Origin of the sequence: Acetivibrio ethanolgignens, assembly GCF_001461035.1 — a bacterium.
GTDB classification, from domain to species: Bacteria; Bacillota; Clostridia; order Lachnospirales; family Lachnospiraceae; genus Velocimicrobium; species Velocimicrobium ethanolgignens.
In genome coordinates, this window is record NZ_LNAM01000068.1 from 45,717 (window position 1) to 62,653 (window position 16,937).

Sequence of the window (16,937 nt, forward strand, 5' to 3'; positions counted from 1 at the left end):
AAAACGGGGGCTAAATCAACCCCCGTTCAGGAAAACCAGAACTTATTTAATAATCCGTCCTACCTTAATCGGTGTACGATAAAAGGCATTGGAAATTTTAATTCCCGTTCGTGCATTACTTGCATGGATTACCTGACCATCACCAATGTACATGGCAACATGGCTGACACGTCCATTACTTCCGTAGAAGAACAAATCACCCGGCTTTGCTTCAGAGGACTTGATTCCAGTAAAGTAGCTTGCCTGGGCTGAAGAGGTTCTTGGAATGGAGTATCCAAAATGCTCGTAGATACGCATAGTAAATCCCGAACAGTCAGTACCATTAGTAAGACTGGTGCCACCATAGACATATTTTCCACCCAGATATTTCTTTGCAAACTCAACCATGTCTGCACGGGTAGAAGAAATACCATTGGCTTCATCGGCCTTTACCTCTCCTACAGCGACAGCTCTTTCCAGCTTGTAAGAAATATCAACAAATTCCTTGGAAACGAAAACCTTTTCACTATCCAGGGTAACGCATACCCAGTTGCCAAGGTCAGCCATCATAGCATCAATATCAATGCCATCTAAGGCTTCCTTATCTTCTTCCTTCAGCTTATCAACAAACTTCTGGACATAGCTCTCTGTCAGCTTCTCTTTTTTTACATCCATCTCTTCCTCGATGCCAACGAGGTCATAGACTCTGGAATCGGTAGTTGGAAGAGTGCGAAGCTTTAAGGTAGTTGTATTAACCGTAGCCAGACGGGTAGCAACCTCTTTTGCATACTCCTCTGCTTCCTCGTCTGTAACAAGATACTCTGCCTTTACCCAGCCGGTTACCTTACCAGATACAATCTTTGCCCAGCCGTCTTTATTAATTTTATAAATATGGCAGCCGGCATTCTTAGGAAGTTTTCCAATGATTGTTTTGTCTTCTCCAGGTCCTTTACGGATATTCAGCCAGTTATCTACCTTGGCAACACCCAGTCTGTCATATACCAGATTGAGCTTAAATTCTTCTTCTTTTTCTTCGGTCTTCTCTTCTGCTGTATCATTTTCGGCTATTATTTTTACCTGTGGGTTTTCCACTTCTGTAGTATCCTCAGAAACAGTCTCCTGTGCATAATTGCTTAAGTTAAGAGTAATACCAGCGACCTCTGTTCCGCTCAAAAGAACTGAGGCACTTGATGGCATAGCTGCTGCAGCAATTACAGTTACACCTGCAATACCAAGGGCCGCCATCCATTTCCTGTTACGGTTCATTTAGCTTCCTCCTCTTGACTCATTTTGTTTATCAAAATAAAATGATTTGTTACAAAATTATTAAAAATTATTACACGAGTATTATAACAATGTGGCATAATTTTGTCAAGAGCAGGAAGCAAAACCTTATATTATAATGCAGACCAGGCCGCCATTACTGTCATTTACAACCTTTTGAATGGCCTCCTGAAGCTTTAACTGACTATCATCTGTCAACTTATGTACCTTATTTTGGATTCCGTCCTCTACCAGCTCACGGATAGATTTTCCAAAAATATTTGTTTCCCAAATACCATTTTTATCATTTCTTCCATTGGCAGCAATATACTGAATTAAGTCCTCTGCCTGTTCCTTTGATCCTACAATAGGGGCTATTTCTGTTTCAATATCAGCACTTATCATATGGATAGAAGGTGCCAGAGCCTTAATTTTAACACCATACCGATTACCATGCTTAATAATTTCCGGTTCCTCCAGCTTAATTTCTGTCAAAGACGGTGTTACCACACCATAGGATCGCTGTCGGACTTCATTCAGAGCAGAACCTACCTTTTCATATTCCTTCTTCTTTTCTGCCAGTTCCCGTAAAATAGAAAACAGCTGGTATTCTCCTTCAATCGGCGTACCGACAACATCACTTAATATCTGGTAATAATACTGGTCGTCAAATTCGACATTAATATCGACATTTCCATTTTCCAAGTTAATTTTATCCAGCTTAAACCGGCGGATATAAGGGCTTTGTGTTTCTAAAAGCTCTGCTCGAACATCCTTTATTAAGGTCAGCTTAGTAAGGATTTCCTTTACCTGACTGAGAAGCTCTAGCTTTAGCCAGTGTTTTCCAGAAAGCATTTCTATCCATTTAGGAAGGTAGAAATTAACACGGCTGACAGGAAAGGCGGAAAGCATTTGAGCCATAATCTGATGAATATCTTCTTTTTTCAACTGCTGGCAGTTTACAGGAAGGACAGTAACATCATATCTATTAGACAAAGTGTCTGCTAAAGACTGGGTGTCCTCGGAATAAGGCCGATTCGAGTTCAAAAGAACAATAAATGGTTTTCCAAGGTTTTTTAATTCACGGATTGTTCTTTCTTCTGGGGCCTGGTAATTTTCTCTCGGTATTTCACCAAAGCTTCCATCTGTTGTAATAACAATCCCTATAGTAGAATGGTCGGTAATAACCTTACGGGTACCTAATTCAGCAGCCTGGGTAAACGGAATTTCTTCTTCAAACCATGGGGTTTTCACCATTCTCTCCTGTTCATTTTCAATATGTCCCTTGGCTCCATCTACCATATAACCAACACAGTCAATCAGACGCACAGATGCCTTTGTATCCTCGGAAAACGTAATTTCTGCAGCCTCCTTTGGTATAAATTTGGGCTCTGTTGTCATAATTGTTTTGCCGGCTGCTGACTGGGGGAGTTCATCCACAGCCCGCTCCCTGCTATGTACATCCTCCATATTGGGAATGACCATCAAATCCATAAAACGTTTGATAAAGGTCGATTTTCCGGTTCTTACCGGTCCTACAACACCAATGTAGATTTCCCCGCCGGTTCGTATTTGTATATCCTTATAAATGCTGTTGTCCATAAAAAAATTCCCCTTCCATACCTGTAAATTTGTGCTGTTACAGTATATGTCAGAGGAGTTCGTTCTTATACCTTTATTAAATCCTTTATTACCTCGCCTGCAAGAATCAGCCCTGCCACAGACGGAACAAAGGAGCAGCTTCCAGGAACAGGCTTTCCATTATCTCCTATTTTACCGGAAAACTTTGGTTCTTCTTCTGAATAAACCACCTTTACATCCTTAATATTACGTTTTTTTAATTCTCTTCTCATGACCTTGGCCAGAGGACATACCTTGGTTTTAGCAATATCCGTTACTTTAAACCGGGTCGGATCCAGCTTATTACCTGCACCCATAGCACTGATGACCGGTACTTCAGCCTCCTTAGCCTTCGTAATTATAGAGAGCTTTCCGCTGACTGTGTCAATAGCATCAATCACATAGTCATACACAGAAAAATCAAAGCTGTCCTGGTTTTCTGGAAGAAAAAATACCGGATTCGCAGTCACTTTTGCATCAGGATTGATAGCAAGAATACGCTCCTTCATTATCTCTACCTTCCGACGTCCTATAGTATCCCTTGTCGCGATAATCTGGCGGTTTAAATTACTCAAGGTCACCCTATCGTGGTCAAATAAATCAATAGCTCCAATACCAGCCCGTGCCAGTGCCTCTACAGCAAAACCGCCGACACCACCGATACCAAAAACGGCTACCCGGCATTTTAAGAGATGCTCTACTGCCTGTTCTCCAAGGAGAAGAGCTGTTCGTTCAAATTGCTCCCTCATTCTTCCTCCTGCTGTGGACGGTCAAATTTCTCAAGGAAATGATGTTCTACACCATCCTGTTTATAGGAAATCACCGTATTTAAATTAACATTATAAGCACTTTTAAAGATGTTCATTTCAATAATATCACTGGTTTCCCGGAATTTCTGAATCAACTGCTTCATTTCCTGCCGCTTGGAAACATCGGCAGCATTTTCTGCCTTTGTATATTCCTCTGTAAAGCGGCAGGCACACTGGATGAAATGAAGGTCATTATAGCGGCACCAGTCAAGGATATCAGCTTCCTTTACATAATATAGAGGTCTTATCAGCTCCATTCCCGGATGATTTGTACTCTTAAGCTTTGGCATCATTGTCTGAAACTGTCCACCATAGAGCATTCCCATTAAAATTGTTTCAATTACATCATCAAAATGATGGCCTAAGGCAATTTTATTGCAGCCTAAGCTCTGGGCTTCCTTATAAAGATAGCCCCGACGCATCCGGGCACACAGATAGCAGGGATTATCCTCTATGGTTACTACCGTATTGAAAATCTCTGTTTCAAATATGTGAATCGGAATATTCATAATTTCAGCATTTTTGATGATGGTTTCCCGATTCACTTTATTATAGCCTGGGTCCATGACGATAAATTCCAGATCAAAATGATATTTTCCATGCCTTTGGAGCTCCTGCATACATTTGGCCAAAAGCATGGAGTCCTTGCCGCCTGAAATACAGACGGCAATCTTGTCTCCTTCGTTAATCAGTTCATATTCCTTCAAGCCCAGAATAAATTTACGCCAGATTGGCTTACGGAACTTTTTGATGAGGCTCCGTTCTATTTCTTGGTATCTCTCCATTGCTCAAACCTGTTTCCTATAATAAAACAACACCGTTTCCTGCACCGATACGGTCTGCTCCAGCCTCTAATACAGCCTTTGCATCTTCAGGAGTACGGATACCGCCACTTGCTTTAACAAGTGCATTATCGCCAACAGTTTTCTTCATCAATGCAACATCCTCCGGAGTAGCACCACCTGTACTGAAACCGGTAGAAGTTTTTACAAAGGCTGCACCAGCCTTTACAGAAAGCTCACATACCTTAACCTTTTCCTCGTCTGTCAGAAGACAGGTCTCAATGATTACCTTAACAATTGCCGGCTTAGAGGCTTCTACTACTGCTTTGATATCCTCATATACCAAATCAAAATTTTTGTCCTTTACGGCACCAATATTGATTACCATATCAATCTCTTCTGCCCCTGCTGCTACAGAAGCCTTTGCTTCATAGGCTTTTGCTTCAGTAAGCATGGCCCCCAGTGGGAAGCCTACAACACAGCAGGTCTTAACATCGGAATCCCTTAATTCCTCTGCAACCGTTGGCACATGGCAGGAATTTACACATACGGAAGCAAATCCATATTTTTTTGCCTCATCACAGTAACGCTTAATCGTTTCTGTAGTGGCATCTGCCTTTAACATCGTGTGATCAATTTTTGCTGCAATACTCATTGTATTATACATCCTCTCTTTTATTTATTTAATGCTAAAAAGCATTATTTTTCCCACTTTAAATCAGAATACTCTCTTCGTTTATCCCGGTTAAATAAATCATCCAGGGCTTCCTTTGATGTTTTGTTTTCAAAGAGAACCTTATTTACCTCTTCCACAATTGGCATGGAAACTCCGTGCTCCTGGGCCATCTTAAGGGCTGCCTTGGCAGAATAAACGCCTTCTACAACCTGCTTCACCTCATCCATAGCCTCGTTCATGGTATAACCCTTACCAATCAGATATCCGGCATTCCGGTTACGGCTGTGCTTGCTGGTGCAGGTTACAATCAAATCTCCAATACCGGAAAGTCCGGAGAAGGTTTCCATTTTGCCACCCATAGCTACTCCCAGACGGCTCATTTCTGCAATTCCTCTTGTTATAAGAGCCGCTTTGGTATTATCGCCAAGGCCAAGACCATCAATAACACCGGCAGCCAAAGCGATTACATTCTTTACAGAACCACCCAGCTCAATACCTATGATATCCGGACTGGTATAGACACGGAAGCTCTCGTTCATAAAAATATCCTGAATAAAATATGCCGTTTCCTTTGTTGTGGAGCCAACTACAACCGTAGTCGGAATTCCCTTACTTACCTCTTCCGCATGGCTTGGACCAGATAAAACACTGATATCGGCCTGGGGAATCTCCTGATTTAAAATTTCTGACAGAGTCATCAGCGTAGCTTCTTCTATTCCCTTTCCTACATTGACAATAATCTGACCCTCTTTAATAAAGGTTGCTGCCTTCTGGGCAGTCAGCCTTACATAAGGAGAAGCTACGGAAAATACAATTAAATCTTTATCCTGGCAGGCCTCTCCTAAATCATCACTAATTGAGATATTATCCGGCAGCTTAACCCCTGGCAGACGATCCTTATGCTCTCTGTTTTCCCGAAGCATATCCACCTCAGACTGTACTGCAGACCAAAGGGTTACATCATGGCCATTATTGGCCAATAGGATTGCCAGAGCAGTTCCCCAGCTTCCTGCACCCAGTAAACTAACCTTTTTCATTGTTCTCCTCCTAAAGCCTATGCTTTTTCTCCTATTTTTCGTTCTGCTCCGGACAAAAGCCGTTTGATATTAGACCAATGCCGGATATATGCAAGTAAGGTAAATACAAGTGCTATAATCAGCATATGTAAAAATACAGGACTGCTTCTGTAAAATAACAAAACATTTACCGGAAGTGTCCATGCTACAACCAAAGACCCCAAAGACACATATCGTGTTGCAGCTACAATACTTACGAAAATAACAATAGCTGCAACGGTAACTCTCCAGTCGGCAATGGCAAAAATCGTTCCTCCCATGGCGGCAATTCCTTTTCCGCCTTTAAAATGCAGATAAAAGGGATAATTATGCCCAAGTACAACACCAAGACCTAAATATAGAGCATATAACTCCCAGCATGGCTGAATACCGGAAAATCCAAACCGTAATACACAGATTGGAATAACCGCTTTAAAAGCATCACCAAGCAGGGTAATAACAGCCGGACCAATACCCATGGTTCTCAAAGCATTGGTTGCTCCTGAATTGCCACTTCCTTTATGCTGGATATCTATGTGTTTTGCTTTTCCTACAAAATAGCCGGTAGTAAAGCAGCCGCAGCAATATCCAATTACCAGACAAATAAAAATCATCAGTTTATCTGAAAGCATAGTTACTTTTCCTTCCTCTCACGAATGAAAAATTTAAGTGCTGTTCCTGTAAAGCCAAAGGCCTCACGAATCCGGTTCTCTAAATAGCGGGTATACGAAAAATGCATCAATTCCTTGTCATTTACAAAAATAACAAAGCTTGGTGGTTTCACCGCTACCTGGGTGCAGTAGAAAATCTTAAGTCTCTTACCTTTATCTGACGGTGGCTGCTGCATAGCAACGGCCTCAGTAATAATTTCATTTAATACACCGGTAGCAACTCTGAGGTTCTGGAACTGAATGACAGTCTCAATCATCTCAAATACCTTTGGAAGTCTCTGACCGGTCAGTGCAGAAATAAAGATAATTTCCGCATATGGCATAAAGGACAGGGTTTCTCGAACTTTCTCAGTAAAGCGGTAAATTGTCTTACCATCCTTTTCTACCAGATCCCATTTATTAACACATACGATAATTCCTTTCCCACGGTCATGGGCGATACCGGCAATCTTTGCGTCCTGCTCAGTAATCCCTTCTGTCCCATCAATAACCAAAAGTACAACATCTGCTCTCTCTATCGCAGCAACAGTACGGATAATACTATACCGTTCTAAATCCTCTTTAATTTTATTTTTTCGTCTTAGTCCTGCTGTATCAATAAAAACATATTCTTTTTCATTCCAAATAACAGCCGTATCTATAGCATCTCTTGTAGTACCTGCAATATCTGATACAATCACCCGGTTTTCACCTAAAAGTCGGTTAATAATAGAGGATTTTCCGGCATTTGGCTTTCCAACAATGGCAATACGAGGTCTTTCATCCTCCTCTGCACCCTCCTTATTTTCAGGAAAATGCTTTACAACCTCATCCAGCATATCACCAATACCCAGCATGCCATTAGCAGAAACCGGCTGTGGGTCACCAATGCCCAGATTATAAAATTCATAGACATCCGGCATAAACTTTTCAAAGCTATCTACCTTGTTTACCACTAAAACTACTGGCTTATTCGACTTACGAAGTATATCTGCCACCTTAAAGTCAGCATCTAAAAGCCCCTGGCGAACATCTACAATAAATAATATCACATCTGCTGCTGTAATTGCAATCTCTGCCTGCTCTCTCATATGGGAAAGCATCCTATCCTTTGTCTCTGGCTCAATACCACCGGTATCTATTATCGTAAACTGATAATTCAGCCATGTGACATCTGCATAAATACGGTCTCTTGTAACACCCGGATAATCCTTTACAATTGAAATTTTTTCACCGGCCAGAACGTTAAAAAGTGTAGATTTTCCTACATTGGGACGTCCTACGATGGCTACAATTGGTTTACTCATTCCTCTGCTCCTTCACTATTGTATCAATTAATGACTTTCCGTCTGATTTTACAATATGGATTTCAATTTGTAAAGCTTTTTCGATATCAGATACCGTAATATCATCCAGCAATACTTCTTCACCGCTTCTCAGTAAAACATCCGGTAAAATCAAATATTCTCCCAAATCCCTGCCTTTTAGCTGTTCTATAATATCCTGTCCGGTCAAAAGACCTGCTACGGTAATGTCTGTACCAAAAAAGTGATTGATAATCGTATAAATACTTATTTCAATTTCCGGACACTTTTTCTTGAGATGATCTGTGATTTCTTTTAACACTGGTGCGGCCAGTACTCCAGTTACCAAGGATACCTTTCTTTTCGGGGCATCCTTGGCAGAAGCTGTAAGCTTATCTATTGCATCTCTTGCCTCATCTAAGAGAGAACGCACCATGCCGACGCCATTTTCTATCTGACCATAGCCTTCATAGTAATCTTCTTCAGGAATTGGAAGTTCGGCTTTAATATACCATTCATCACTAGCAAACACAAATCTTGTACCATGCTCTTTTAAAAGCTTGTCCTGCCAGCTATGAATCTGCTCTAAAACCTTAAGAGCATCCTCTTTTGTAAATTTTTCCAAAGGTGACAATCCCTTCCGGTATTTGGAAAGACCAACGGGTACTACAGAAAGACTTTTCATATAAGGAAGGTATTCGGAAAGCTCCCGGATACTCCGATCCAGTTCTTCTCCGTCATTATAGCCTTTGCAGAGGACAATCTGGCTGTTCATTTCCAGACCGGCATCATACAGACGCTTTATTTTTTTTAATGCCTCCCCAGCAAAACGGTTATGAAGCATTTTACAGCGAAGCTCCGGATTCATCGTCTGAACAGATATATTAACAGGTGCCAGTTTATAAAGGATAATTCTGTCCAGATCCTCATCCTTCATGTTAGTCAGTGTAATATAATTTCCCTGTAAAAAGGAAAGTCTTGCATCATCATCCTTAAAATACAGAGTATCCCTCATCCCTGGAGGCATCTGGTCAATAAAGCAGAAAATACATCTATTAGAGCAGGAACGATACTCGTCCATCAGTCCCTGTTCAAATTCAAGGCCCAAATCCTCTTCGTATTCCTTTTCGATTTCCAGCTCCCATTCTTCCCCGTCGGCTTTTTCAACAAGCAGAGTCAGGTATTCTTCATTTGTCAGATAATGATAGTCAAAAATATCCTTGACGCGTTTCCCATTGACCTCTAAAAGAATATCTCCAGCTGCAAGCTCCATTTCATCGCCAATGCTTCCGGGTTCCACATAGGCTATTTTATGTCCCTTTTCCATTGATTCATCACCTTTATTACCACTTTTAAGAGCCGTCCCTAAGACGGCCCCAGTCGCCTTTAAAAAAAGGCTTTATTATTTTGTAACAGCATTATCCAGTACAAATTGACGGGCTTTTTCCATCAGCATCTGTTCCATCAATGCGTCCTCTGTTACAGCCTTTATCATAGCTTCCTTAGACTCAAAGCCATAGTTTTTTACATATTCAGCAGTTTTTTCTTCATATTCCTTATCAGATATCTCCAGACCTTCTGTTTCAACAATTGCAAGGGCAACCAGCTTTTCCTTTACAGAGGCTTGTGCAGCCTCTTTTAAATCCTCACGGAAGGTATCCTCAGAGGTACTCAACTGAGCCAGAAAATCTGCATATTCCATCTGGTAGTACCCAGCCATATTTTTATAGTAATTCTCCATATTGGTATATGCATTTTCCATCTCAGACTCCGGGTATTCCTTTACGGTGGCATTCTCTATTGCGGTTTTCCAGACAGCATCCTCATCCTCTACAATACTGTTTACTGTAACAGTAAATACAACAGCCTGTCCTGCCAGCTCCGGATTGTTCGGGTATTCTTCAGGGAAGGTTAAATCAAGGTCAACAGTATCACCAATCTTAACACCAATCAGGCCTTCTTCAAAGCCAGGAATAAACTGGCCGGAGCCAATCATTAAATCAGAATTACCGGTACCACCTTCAAAGGCTTCCCCATCCTTTTTTCCCACAAAATCAATATTTACAGTATCACCTTCTTTAACAGTATCTCCAACTGCTTCCTTTTCAATACCGGAATAGGTACCTAAGGTAATACATTTGTCCAGATTATAATCTGTTTTTATTTGTGTTGTTTTCTTGCTGCCGCAGCCTGATAATGCCATAGATGTACATAAAAGTGCTGCTAAAAGTAATAATTTCTTCTTCATTTTAATTCTCCTCTTCTTTTCCCCCTCTTTGGGGCTTCTTCATTTATACCATATTTTCTGCAAAAAAGAAAGGGGTTTAGAAAATATTTATACTTATAAACCCATTTAAGTTTCCACGTTTTCCTCCACTTGCCCTGTGAGAAAATAAAACATTGGAGTTGCAGCAGGTACAAACTCCGGAAAGGTAAATATTTTCTTCCTTAAGACCGGCACCTTTAAGAACCAGTTGATTGGCTTTCCACAAATCCAGCTGATATTTATCCTTTGGACTATCCTTTTTCTGCCAGATAGCTTCCGAAGGAAACTTTTCTGCTACCTCCTGGCTTACCTCATAACAGCTACCGCAGATGGAGGGCCCGATAACTGCCAGAATATCCGAAGGCACAGAACCAAATTCCTCCTGCATTTTGTTTACTGTTGCTTTTCCAATTTCACCGCAGGTTCCTCTCCAGCCAGAATGGGATAACCCGACAGCTTTTTTTATAGGGTCTGCAAAAAAAAGAGGAACACAATCGGCATAGGAGGTTGTAAGGACAAGTCCTGGGGTATCTGTTACCATGCCGTCAATTCCCTTTAAATAACGTCCTGGTTTCTCTACCCGGACAACTCTGGTATCATGTACCTGTTGGGAAAATACAAGATTTTCATCAGAAACTCCCATAGCCTGGCAGATTCTTCTGTAATTTTCATCTACCGCCTCGGGCTTATCTCCTCTTTCATAGCTTAAATTCATCGAAGAAAATTCACCCTCGCTGACACCGCCCAGACGGGTCGAAAAGCCATGAGAAAGAAAGGATAGCCCAAGAAACGGGGTAAATACCAGGTAGGGAACTCCATCCTTTTCTACCATCCGTGTAATTTTATTTTCTATCATGATTTATCCACCTATCTCAAATGCATTTTTAATTAGCCGGTATTCTTTTCCTAACACCGACAATACGTCAAAACGGACCGGAGTATCCTCTGGCAGTCCCTTTTTGTAAAGATAATACCTAGCTGCCCTTATAATTTTCCGCTGTTTCTGTAACGTTACAGCTGCCTCCGGTACACCATTTTTTGATGTGCTTCGATATTTTACTTCAATAAAAACAAGATAAGAGTCCTCTTTTCCTATCAGATCAATTTCACCATAGCGGGTATAAAAATTTTGCTCCAGAATTTTATAGCCATGTTCTGACAAATAACAAAGAGCAGACTCTTCCTTTTCTTTCCCTATTTTTCTGGTATTCACCTGCGTTTTATTACCTTTCCCTTAATACGGTCCATTTTATCAACAAACAAAAGAACCTCGGCAACCACCTCATAAAGCTCTGGAGGTATAAAATCTCCAACCTCCAGCCTGGACAGCGTTTCTGCCAATCTGGAATCCTGATGGGTCGGCACCTTTAGTTCCTTTGCCTCTTCTATAATTTTTTCTGCCAGATAGCCCTTACCCGAAGCAATAATCTTTGGTGCTGTCTCCTCCGGGTTATAGGACAGGGCAACGGCTGTTTTCAACCGGCGTTCTTTTTCTTTTTCATCCATCCTCTGAAAACCTCCTGTCTTTTGTTATACATATCGTCAGCTTATAAAAAGTTTTTAATAAAGGTTCTTCTGTGAATCGGACATGGTCCCAGCTTCTGTAAGGCTTCCATATGCTCCTTTGTGCCATAGCCTTTGTTTTTTGCAAAATGGTAGAAAGGATACAGCTTATCCATATCCTCCATTAGATGATCTCTGGTAACCTTTGCTACAATGCTGGCAGCAGCTATGGACATACTTTTAGCATCTCCCTTAATAATTGGCACCTGCTGAATCGAAACCTCCGGAATCGTTACGGCATCATTTAATAAAATTTCGGGTGTAACCGTAAGCTTACCAATCGCTTGCCGCATAGCCTCATAGGTAGCCTGCAAAATATTAATTTCATCGATTACCCCATTAGAGACAATCCCAATACCTACACTGACTGCCTTTTCCATAATCTCTGCATACAAAAGCTCCCTTTTTTTCTCTGATAACTTTTTTGAGTCATTTACATATAAAATCCGGCAGTCCTTCGGAAGTATAACAGCACAGGCCGTTACAGGCCCTGCTAACGGTCCCCGTCCTACCTCATCTATCCCACAGATATATTCTGCAAAAGCATATTCCTTTTCATACTGGCACATCTGCTCTACTCTTTCCAGCTCAGCCTCCAGCTTTTTTTTTCGTTTTGCTTCCTGTTCTTCTTTTTTGGTCATTTATTTAAAAAGCACCTTTCCTCTGATTTGTTCCTTCTTTACTGCACCAATTTCTCTGGAACGACTGTCTATACTAAAATTCCGATTATCTCCCAGCACAAAGTATTCCTCTTTTCTAAGAACCATCTCTTCCATATCTTCACTGATTGGCTCTTTACCAAAATTTTCAGGAACCACCTGTCCATCAATATAGATATTGCCGTTTTTTACAGCTATTTTTTCACCTGGCAGACCAACAATGCGTTTTACATACAGAGTATTTTCTTTTTTAAAGGCAATTACATCAAATCGCTTTGGCTTTGAAAACCAGAAAGGAATATCCGAAACAAAAACCATCTCTCCATCAGTAAGCAGTGGCTCCATGGAGGTACCCTGTATTTTTTCTGCCTGAAGCAGATAATCATTCAAAAAGGAGGCGACGCCATAAATAAAGAAAAAGACTGCCAGAATTAAACTGGCTTTTTTTAAATAATTTTTCATTAACTTCATTTTCCTTCGTCTCCTTCCTGTATCTACTTGGGAAGAAATCCGAAATCATGGAAAGGCCAGATGCGGAGAACTGCCTTACCAACAATTTCTTCTTTTTTAATCGGTCCTATATCTTCGGAACGGCTGTCTGAACTGTTATTCCGGTTATCTCCCAGCACAAAGTATTCATCCTCCGCTAAAAGAAGCTCTGTTGCTGCAATTCCGACAGTATCCTCATCCATGGCTTCCTTTCCGTAGTTTTCTTCTAAAGGCTCCCCATTAATATAAATCGTATTTCCCTTAATCAGAACACGTTCACCTGGCAGACCGATAATACGTTTAATATAATAAGTATCTTCGTCATATTTATAAGGAAAAACCACAATATCAAACCGTTTTGGTTCCTTTATTTTGTACGAAAGCTTATCAATAATCAGTTGATCCTCATCCTGAAGGGTTTCCTCCATGGAATGTCCGTCCACCAGAGTACGTTGAAGCACAAAGCTCCGCATAAAAAAGGCAAGAGAAAGAACAATTGCTGTATATGCAAGAATAGAAAACAGCTCTTTTTTTAACCTTTTATTCATGTTCTTCCACCGGCCCTTCCAATGTAATCTTTCCAAGACGTCCAGCCTTAAAATCATCCATCAAAAGTAAGGCAGCCTTATCTAAATCCACTTCACTGCCCTTTTTAATGCAGCCTCGCACCCTGGCAATCTGCTGCAAGGTTTTCAATGCATCTTCTTCAGGATTTGTTTCACTATCCAGCTTATAAAACTCCTCTAATACCTTTGGATAGGACTGGTTCATAAAACGGATAAATTCTAAAGAAAGCTCTGTTACATTTAGGATTTCCTCTTTAATAGAGCCAATAAATGCAAGGCGTAAGCCTACTGTCTGGTCTTCAAATTTAGGCCATAAAATACCCGGAGTGTCTAAAAGCTCAACATTCTTATTCAGACGAATCCACTGCTTTCCTTTGGTAACACCTGGTTTATTTCCTGTTTTTGTACAAGCCTTGCCAGCAAAGCTGTTGATAAAAGTAGATTTTCCAACATTAGGAATACCGACTATCATAGCCCGCACCGGACGATTTAAGATACCGCGCCGGCGGTCTCTTTCAATTTTTTCCTTACAAGCTTCCATAATTACATTCTGTACAGCTTTTATACCACCTCCTGAACGGGCATTTACCATGGCTGTAAAATAACCCTGGCTTTCATACCAGCTTTTCCACTTTTCTGTCTGCTTTGGATCAGCCAAATCATATTTATTTAAAAGTATAATACGGGATTTATTCTTGGCAAGCTCATCAATATCAGGATTTTTGCTGCTGAGGGGTACTCTGGCATCTACCAGCTCAATTACCACATCAATCAGCTTAATATCCTCCTGCATCATACGGCGTGCCTTGGTCATATGTCCCGGATACCACTGAAAGTTCATTCTATTCCTCCATTTTCTTTTCTCCCAGGAGATTTACAAAATTGAAAGGCTTTAATCTAAGCCAGGCCTTTCCTGCAATCTCCTTTTTTGTTATATTTCCAACATTAGCAAACCGGCTGTCTTCACTGTTGTTCCGGTTATCCCCTAATACAAAATATTCGTCTTCTTCCAGAGTAACCGGCTCCGCTGCCAGTCCCTCATTTACGATATTGGACACCTCGAACTTCTCCTCCAGAAGCTCATCATTAATATATACCTGTCCATTCAGAATCTGTACTGTCTCTCCAGGCAGACCAATCACTCTCTTTATGCTGTAATAGCTGTGTTCCTTTCCCTGTGGCTTAAATACCACAACATCAAACCGTTTTGGACTTGAAAAGCGATAGGAAATTTTATTGATAATAATTTTATTCTGGTCGGTCAGGGTTGGCTCCATGGATTCTCCAATCATAGTCGTTTTCTCCACACCAAAAGCAATAATGCAGTACGCAGCTATAATTACCAGAATAATCTCTATGATAAATACAACGACTTCCTGTATCCTTTTTCTTTTACTTTTCGGCTTTTTGCCCAGATAACCGTAATCCATAGCCCCTCCTGTACTGTCAAAAAAGGGACAACACATATTGTCTTGTCCCTTTTAGTCTTGACTATTTAACTAATTCTTTTACCTTAGCAGCCTTACCTACTCTGTCACGTAAGTAATTAAGTTTTGCTCTTCTAACCTTACCGCGTCTTACTACCTCAATCTTCTCAACAATTGGAGAATGTAAAGGCCATGTCTTTTCAACACCGATTCCATTAGAAATCTTTCTTACAGTAAAGGTTTCTCTTGCTCCACCGTTCTGTCTCTTTAAAACAGTACCCTCAAATACCTGAGTTCTCTCACGGTTTCCTTCCTTTACCTTAGCGTATACTCTAACAGTATCACCTACATGGAATTCGGAAACCTCAGCCTTTAACTGAGCAGCCTCAATATTTTTAATAATTTCGTTCATTGTGTGAACCTCCTTCTTAATCTTGACGTTCTTAATACTTCTTGTCCGTAGCAGAGGAACGCCTCATCTCACAACGTTCTTAGTCTATCATAGTCTTATTCGGATTGCAAGTGTTTTTTTATAAAATCTTCCTCTTTTTTTGTCAGGGGAGCTTTTTCCAAAAGCTCCGGCCTTCTTTTCAAGGTTCTAAGAATCGATTGCTCTCTTCTCCAGGTCTCAATATTCTTATGATGTCCCGACATAAGAACCTCCGGAACTGCCTTTTCATGCCATACCGGCGGGCGGCTGTAATGAGGATGCTCTAAAAGATTGTCGGAAAAGGATTCTGTCTCTGCAGAAATCTCGTTATTTAAAACTCCCGGTACCAGGCGGGAAATCGCATCCATAACAACCATGGCTGGAAGCTCACCACCCGTCAGGACGTAATCGCCAATCGAAAGATAGTCAGTTACAACCTCCTCCAGCACCCGCTCATCAATGCCCTCATAATGACCGCACAAGAAAATCAAATTTTCCTCCTCGGCTAATTCCTTTGCCAGCTCCTGAGTAAAGACCTTCGCCTGCGGTGTCATATATATGACTCTCGGCTTCTTTTCCATCTCCGAGGTAACTGCCTGACAGGCCTGATATACCGGTTCTGCCTGCATCACCATACCAGCCCCACCGCCGTATGGATAATCATCAACCTTCATATGCTTATTATCTGCATAGTCCCGGATATTAACTGCTTTCAGGGAAATTTGACCATTTTCAATGGCTCGTCCGGTAATGCTGGTGTTCATACCCTGTTCAATCATTTCAGGGAAAAGAGTCAGTACATAATAATTCATGACTTAATTCTCCTCCTCCAAAAGTCCCGGCATTAGGTGAACAAGTACCTTTTTATGCTCCGTATCAATTTCCTTTACGCAATCATCAATTACTGGCAGCAAAACTTCCTTTCCGCTTGGCAGCTTTACAACATAAACATCATTCGCCCCTGTTGTCAGGACCTCCGTCAGGGTTCCCAAAGCCTTTCCATCCTCAGTCTCAACCAGAGCACCTATAATATCATAAATAAAATATTCATTATCTGCTAAGGGAACTGCATTCTCCCGAGTAACCAGAAGATCCTTTCCTTTATATTTCTCAATATCATTAATATTGTTGTAGTCTTTAAATTTGACGATAACCATCTGCTTAAAAAAACGGACACGCTCAACCTCCAGCTCCAGATATTCCTTTCCTGTATCTAAAAGCACCTTTTTCAGCTTTTTAAAACGCTGGCTATCATCAGTGGTAGGAAATACCTTTACCTCTCCGCCAATGCCATGGGTGCTGGAAATCACACCGACACGCAAATAATTTTCCATACGCTACCTCCTCGTATAATAAGTTTGTAAGCAAGGAAAACAGCTTACAGACTTATTTTTTTGGG

General features: G+C 41.0%; 20 protein-coding genes and 1 pseudogene. All 21 read right to left on the minus strand.

Features of this window, described 5'->3' with window-relative positions; genetic code table 11:
- Positions 1-42: 42 nt before the first annotated feature.
- The 21 genes and pseudogenes from ASU35_RS04395 to rimM all read right to left on the minus strand — a co-directional run bounded on the left by ASU35_RS04395 (position 43) and on the right by rimM (position 16,872).
- Positions 43-1,245, minus strand: a complete 1,203-nt coding sequence (locus ASU35_RS04395) for a C40 family peptidase (RefSeq protein ID WP_058351841.1) — start codon at positions 1,243-1,245, stop codon at positions 43-45.
- 126 nt (positions 1,246-1,371) lie between these two features.
- Complete coding sequence (gene spoIVA, locus ASU35_RS04400; RefSeq protein WP_058351842.1) at positions 1,372-2,844, minus strand: stage IV sporulation protein A; 1,473 nt, start codon at positions 2,842-2,844, stop codon at positions 1,372-1,374.
- Between the two features lie 65 nt (positions 2,845-2,909).
- Complete coding sequence (locus ASU35_RS04405) at positions 2,910-3,611, minus strand: tRNA threonylcarbamoyladenosine dehydratase (RefSeq protein WP_058351843.1); 702 nt, start codon at positions 3,609-3,611, stop codon at positions 2,910-2,912.
- Positions 3,608-4,456, minus strand: coding sequence for a tRNA 2-thiocytidine biosynthesis TtcA family protein (locus ASU35_RS04410; protein WP_058351844.1), 849 nt, complete (start codon positions 4,454-4,456; stop codon positions 3,608-3,610). The genes ASU35_RS04405 and ASU35_RS04410 overlap by 4 nt, the downstream gene beginning before the upstream one ends.
- 16 nt (positions 4,457-4,472) lie before the next feature.
- Positions 4,473-5,108: a deoxyribose-phosphate aldolase gene (gene deoC, locus ASU35_RS04415; protein WP_058351845.1), complete on the minus strand. Its 636-nt coding sequence runs from the start codon at positions 5,106-5,108 to the stop codon at positions 4,473-4,475.
- 44 nt (positions 5,109-5,152) lie between these two features.
- On the minus strand, positions 5,153-6,166 hold the full coding sequence (locus tag ASU35_RS04420) for an NAD(P)H-dependent glycerol-3-phosphate dehydrogenase (RefSeq protein WP_058351846.1): 1,014 nt from the start codon (positions 6,164-6,166) through the stop codon (positions 5,153-5,155).
- Between the two features lie 17 nt (positions 6,167-6,183).
- On the minus strand, positions 6,184-6,816 hold the full coding sequence (gene plsY / locus ASU35_RS04425; RefSeq protein WP_242861198.1) for a glycerol-3-phosphate 1-O-acyltransferase PlsY: 633 nt from the start codon (positions 6,814-6,816) through the stop codon (positions 6,184-6,186).
- 2 nt (positions 6,817-6,818) lie between these two features.
- Positions 6,819-8,141, minus strand: coding sequence for a ribosome biogenesis GTPase Der (gene der / locus ASU35_RS04430; RefSeq protein ID WP_058351847.1), 1,323 nt, complete (start codon positions 8,139-8,141; stop codon positions 6,819-6,821).
- Positions 8,134-9,507, minus strand: a pseudogene (locus ASU35_RS20890) (DUF512 domain-containing protein); the annotation flags it as partial. The gene der and the pseudogene ASU35_RS20890, both read right to left, overlap by 8 nt.
- A gap of 33 nt (positions 9,508-9,540) precedes the next feature.
- Positions 9,541-10,386, minus strand: coding sequence for an FKBP-type peptidyl-prolyl cis-trans isomerase (locus ASU35_RS04440; protein WP_058351849.1), 846 nt, complete (start codon positions 10,384-10,386; stop codon positions 9,541-9,543).
- 76 nt (positions 10,387-10,462) lie between these two features.
- Positions 10,463-11,260, minus strand: a complete 798-nt coding sequence (pgeF, locus tag ASU35_RS04445) for a peptidoglycan editing factor PgeF (RefSeq protein WP_058351850.1) — start codon at positions 11,258-11,260, stop codon at positions 10,463-10,465.
- A 3-nt stretch (positions 11,261-11,263) separates the two neighbouring features.
- Positions 11,264-11,617, minus strand: coding sequence for a YraN family protein (locus ASU35_RS04450; RefSeq protein ID WP_058351851.1), 354 nt, complete (start codon positions 11,615-11,617; stop codon positions 11,264-11,266).
- Positions 11,614-11,910 (minus strand): EscU/YscU/HrcU family type III secretion system export apparatus switch protein, encoded by a 297-nt coding sequence (locus ASU35_RS04455; RefSeq protein WP_058351852.1) that lies wholly within the window; start codon positions 11,908-11,910, stop codon positions 11,614-11,616. Before ASU35_RS04455 ends, ASU35_RS04450 begins: the two co-directional genes overlap by 4 nt.
- A gap of 41 nt (positions 11,911-11,951) precedes the next feature.
- Positions 11,952-12,608 carry a ribonuclease HII gene (locus ASU35_RS04460; protein WP_058351853.1) on the minus strand — a complete coding sequence of 219 codons (657 nt, stop codon included), beginning with the start codon at positions 12,606-12,608 and terminating at the stop codon, positions 11,952-11,954.
- Positions 12,609-13,097, minus strand: a complete 489-nt coding sequence (gene lepB, locus ASU35_RS04465) for a signal peptidase I (RefSeq protein WP_058351854.1) — start codon at positions 13,095-13,097, stop codon at positions 12,609-12,611.
- Positions 13,098-13,120: 23 nt separating this feature from the next.
- The gene (lepB, locus tag ASU35_RS04470; RefSeq protein ID WP_058351855.1) at positions 13,121-13,663 is read right to left on the minus strand and encodes a signal peptidase I; all 543 of its coding nucleotides are present in this window, start codon (positions 13,661-13,663) and stop codon (positions 13,121-13,123) included.
- Positions 13,656-14,522, minus strand: coding sequence for a ribosome biogenesis GTPase YlqF (gene ylqF, locus ASU35_RS04475; protein ID WP_058351856.1), 867 nt, complete (start codon positions 14,520-14,522; stop codon positions 13,656-13,658). The genes lepB (ASU35_RS04470) and ylqF overlap by 8 nt, the downstream gene beginning before the upstream one ends.
- A gap of 1 nt (position 14,523) precedes the next feature.
- Positions 14,524-15,111, minus strand: coding sequence for a signal peptidase I (lepB, locus tag ASU35_RS04480; RefSeq protein WP_058351857.1), 588 nt, complete (start codon positions 15,109-15,111; stop codon positions 14,524-14,526).
- A 61-nt stretch (positions 15,112-15,172) separates the two neighbouring features.
- Complete coding sequence (rplS, locus tag ASU35_RS04485) at positions 15,173-15,520, minus strand: 50S ribosomal protein L19 (RefSeq protein ID WP_058351858.1); 348 nt, start codon at positions 15,518-15,520, stop codon at positions 15,173-15,175.
- A 95-nt stretch (positions 15,521-15,615) separates the two neighbouring features.
- The gene (trmD, locus tag ASU35_RS04490; protein WP_058351859.1) at positions 15,616-16,350 is read right to left on the minus strand and encodes a tRNA (guanosine(37)-N1)-methyltransferase TrmD; all 735 of its coding nucleotides are present in this window, start codon (positions 16,348-16,350) and stop codon (positions 15,616-15,618) included.
- A 3-nt stretch (positions 16,351-16,353) separates the two neighbouring features.
- On the minus strand, positions 16,354-16,872 hold the full coding sequence (gene rimM / locus ASU35_RS04495) for a ribosome maturation factor RimM (protein ID WP_058351860.1): 519 nt from the start codon (positions 16,870-16,872) through the stop codon (positions 16,354-16,356).
- Positions 16,873-16,937 lie beyond the last annotated feature (65 nt).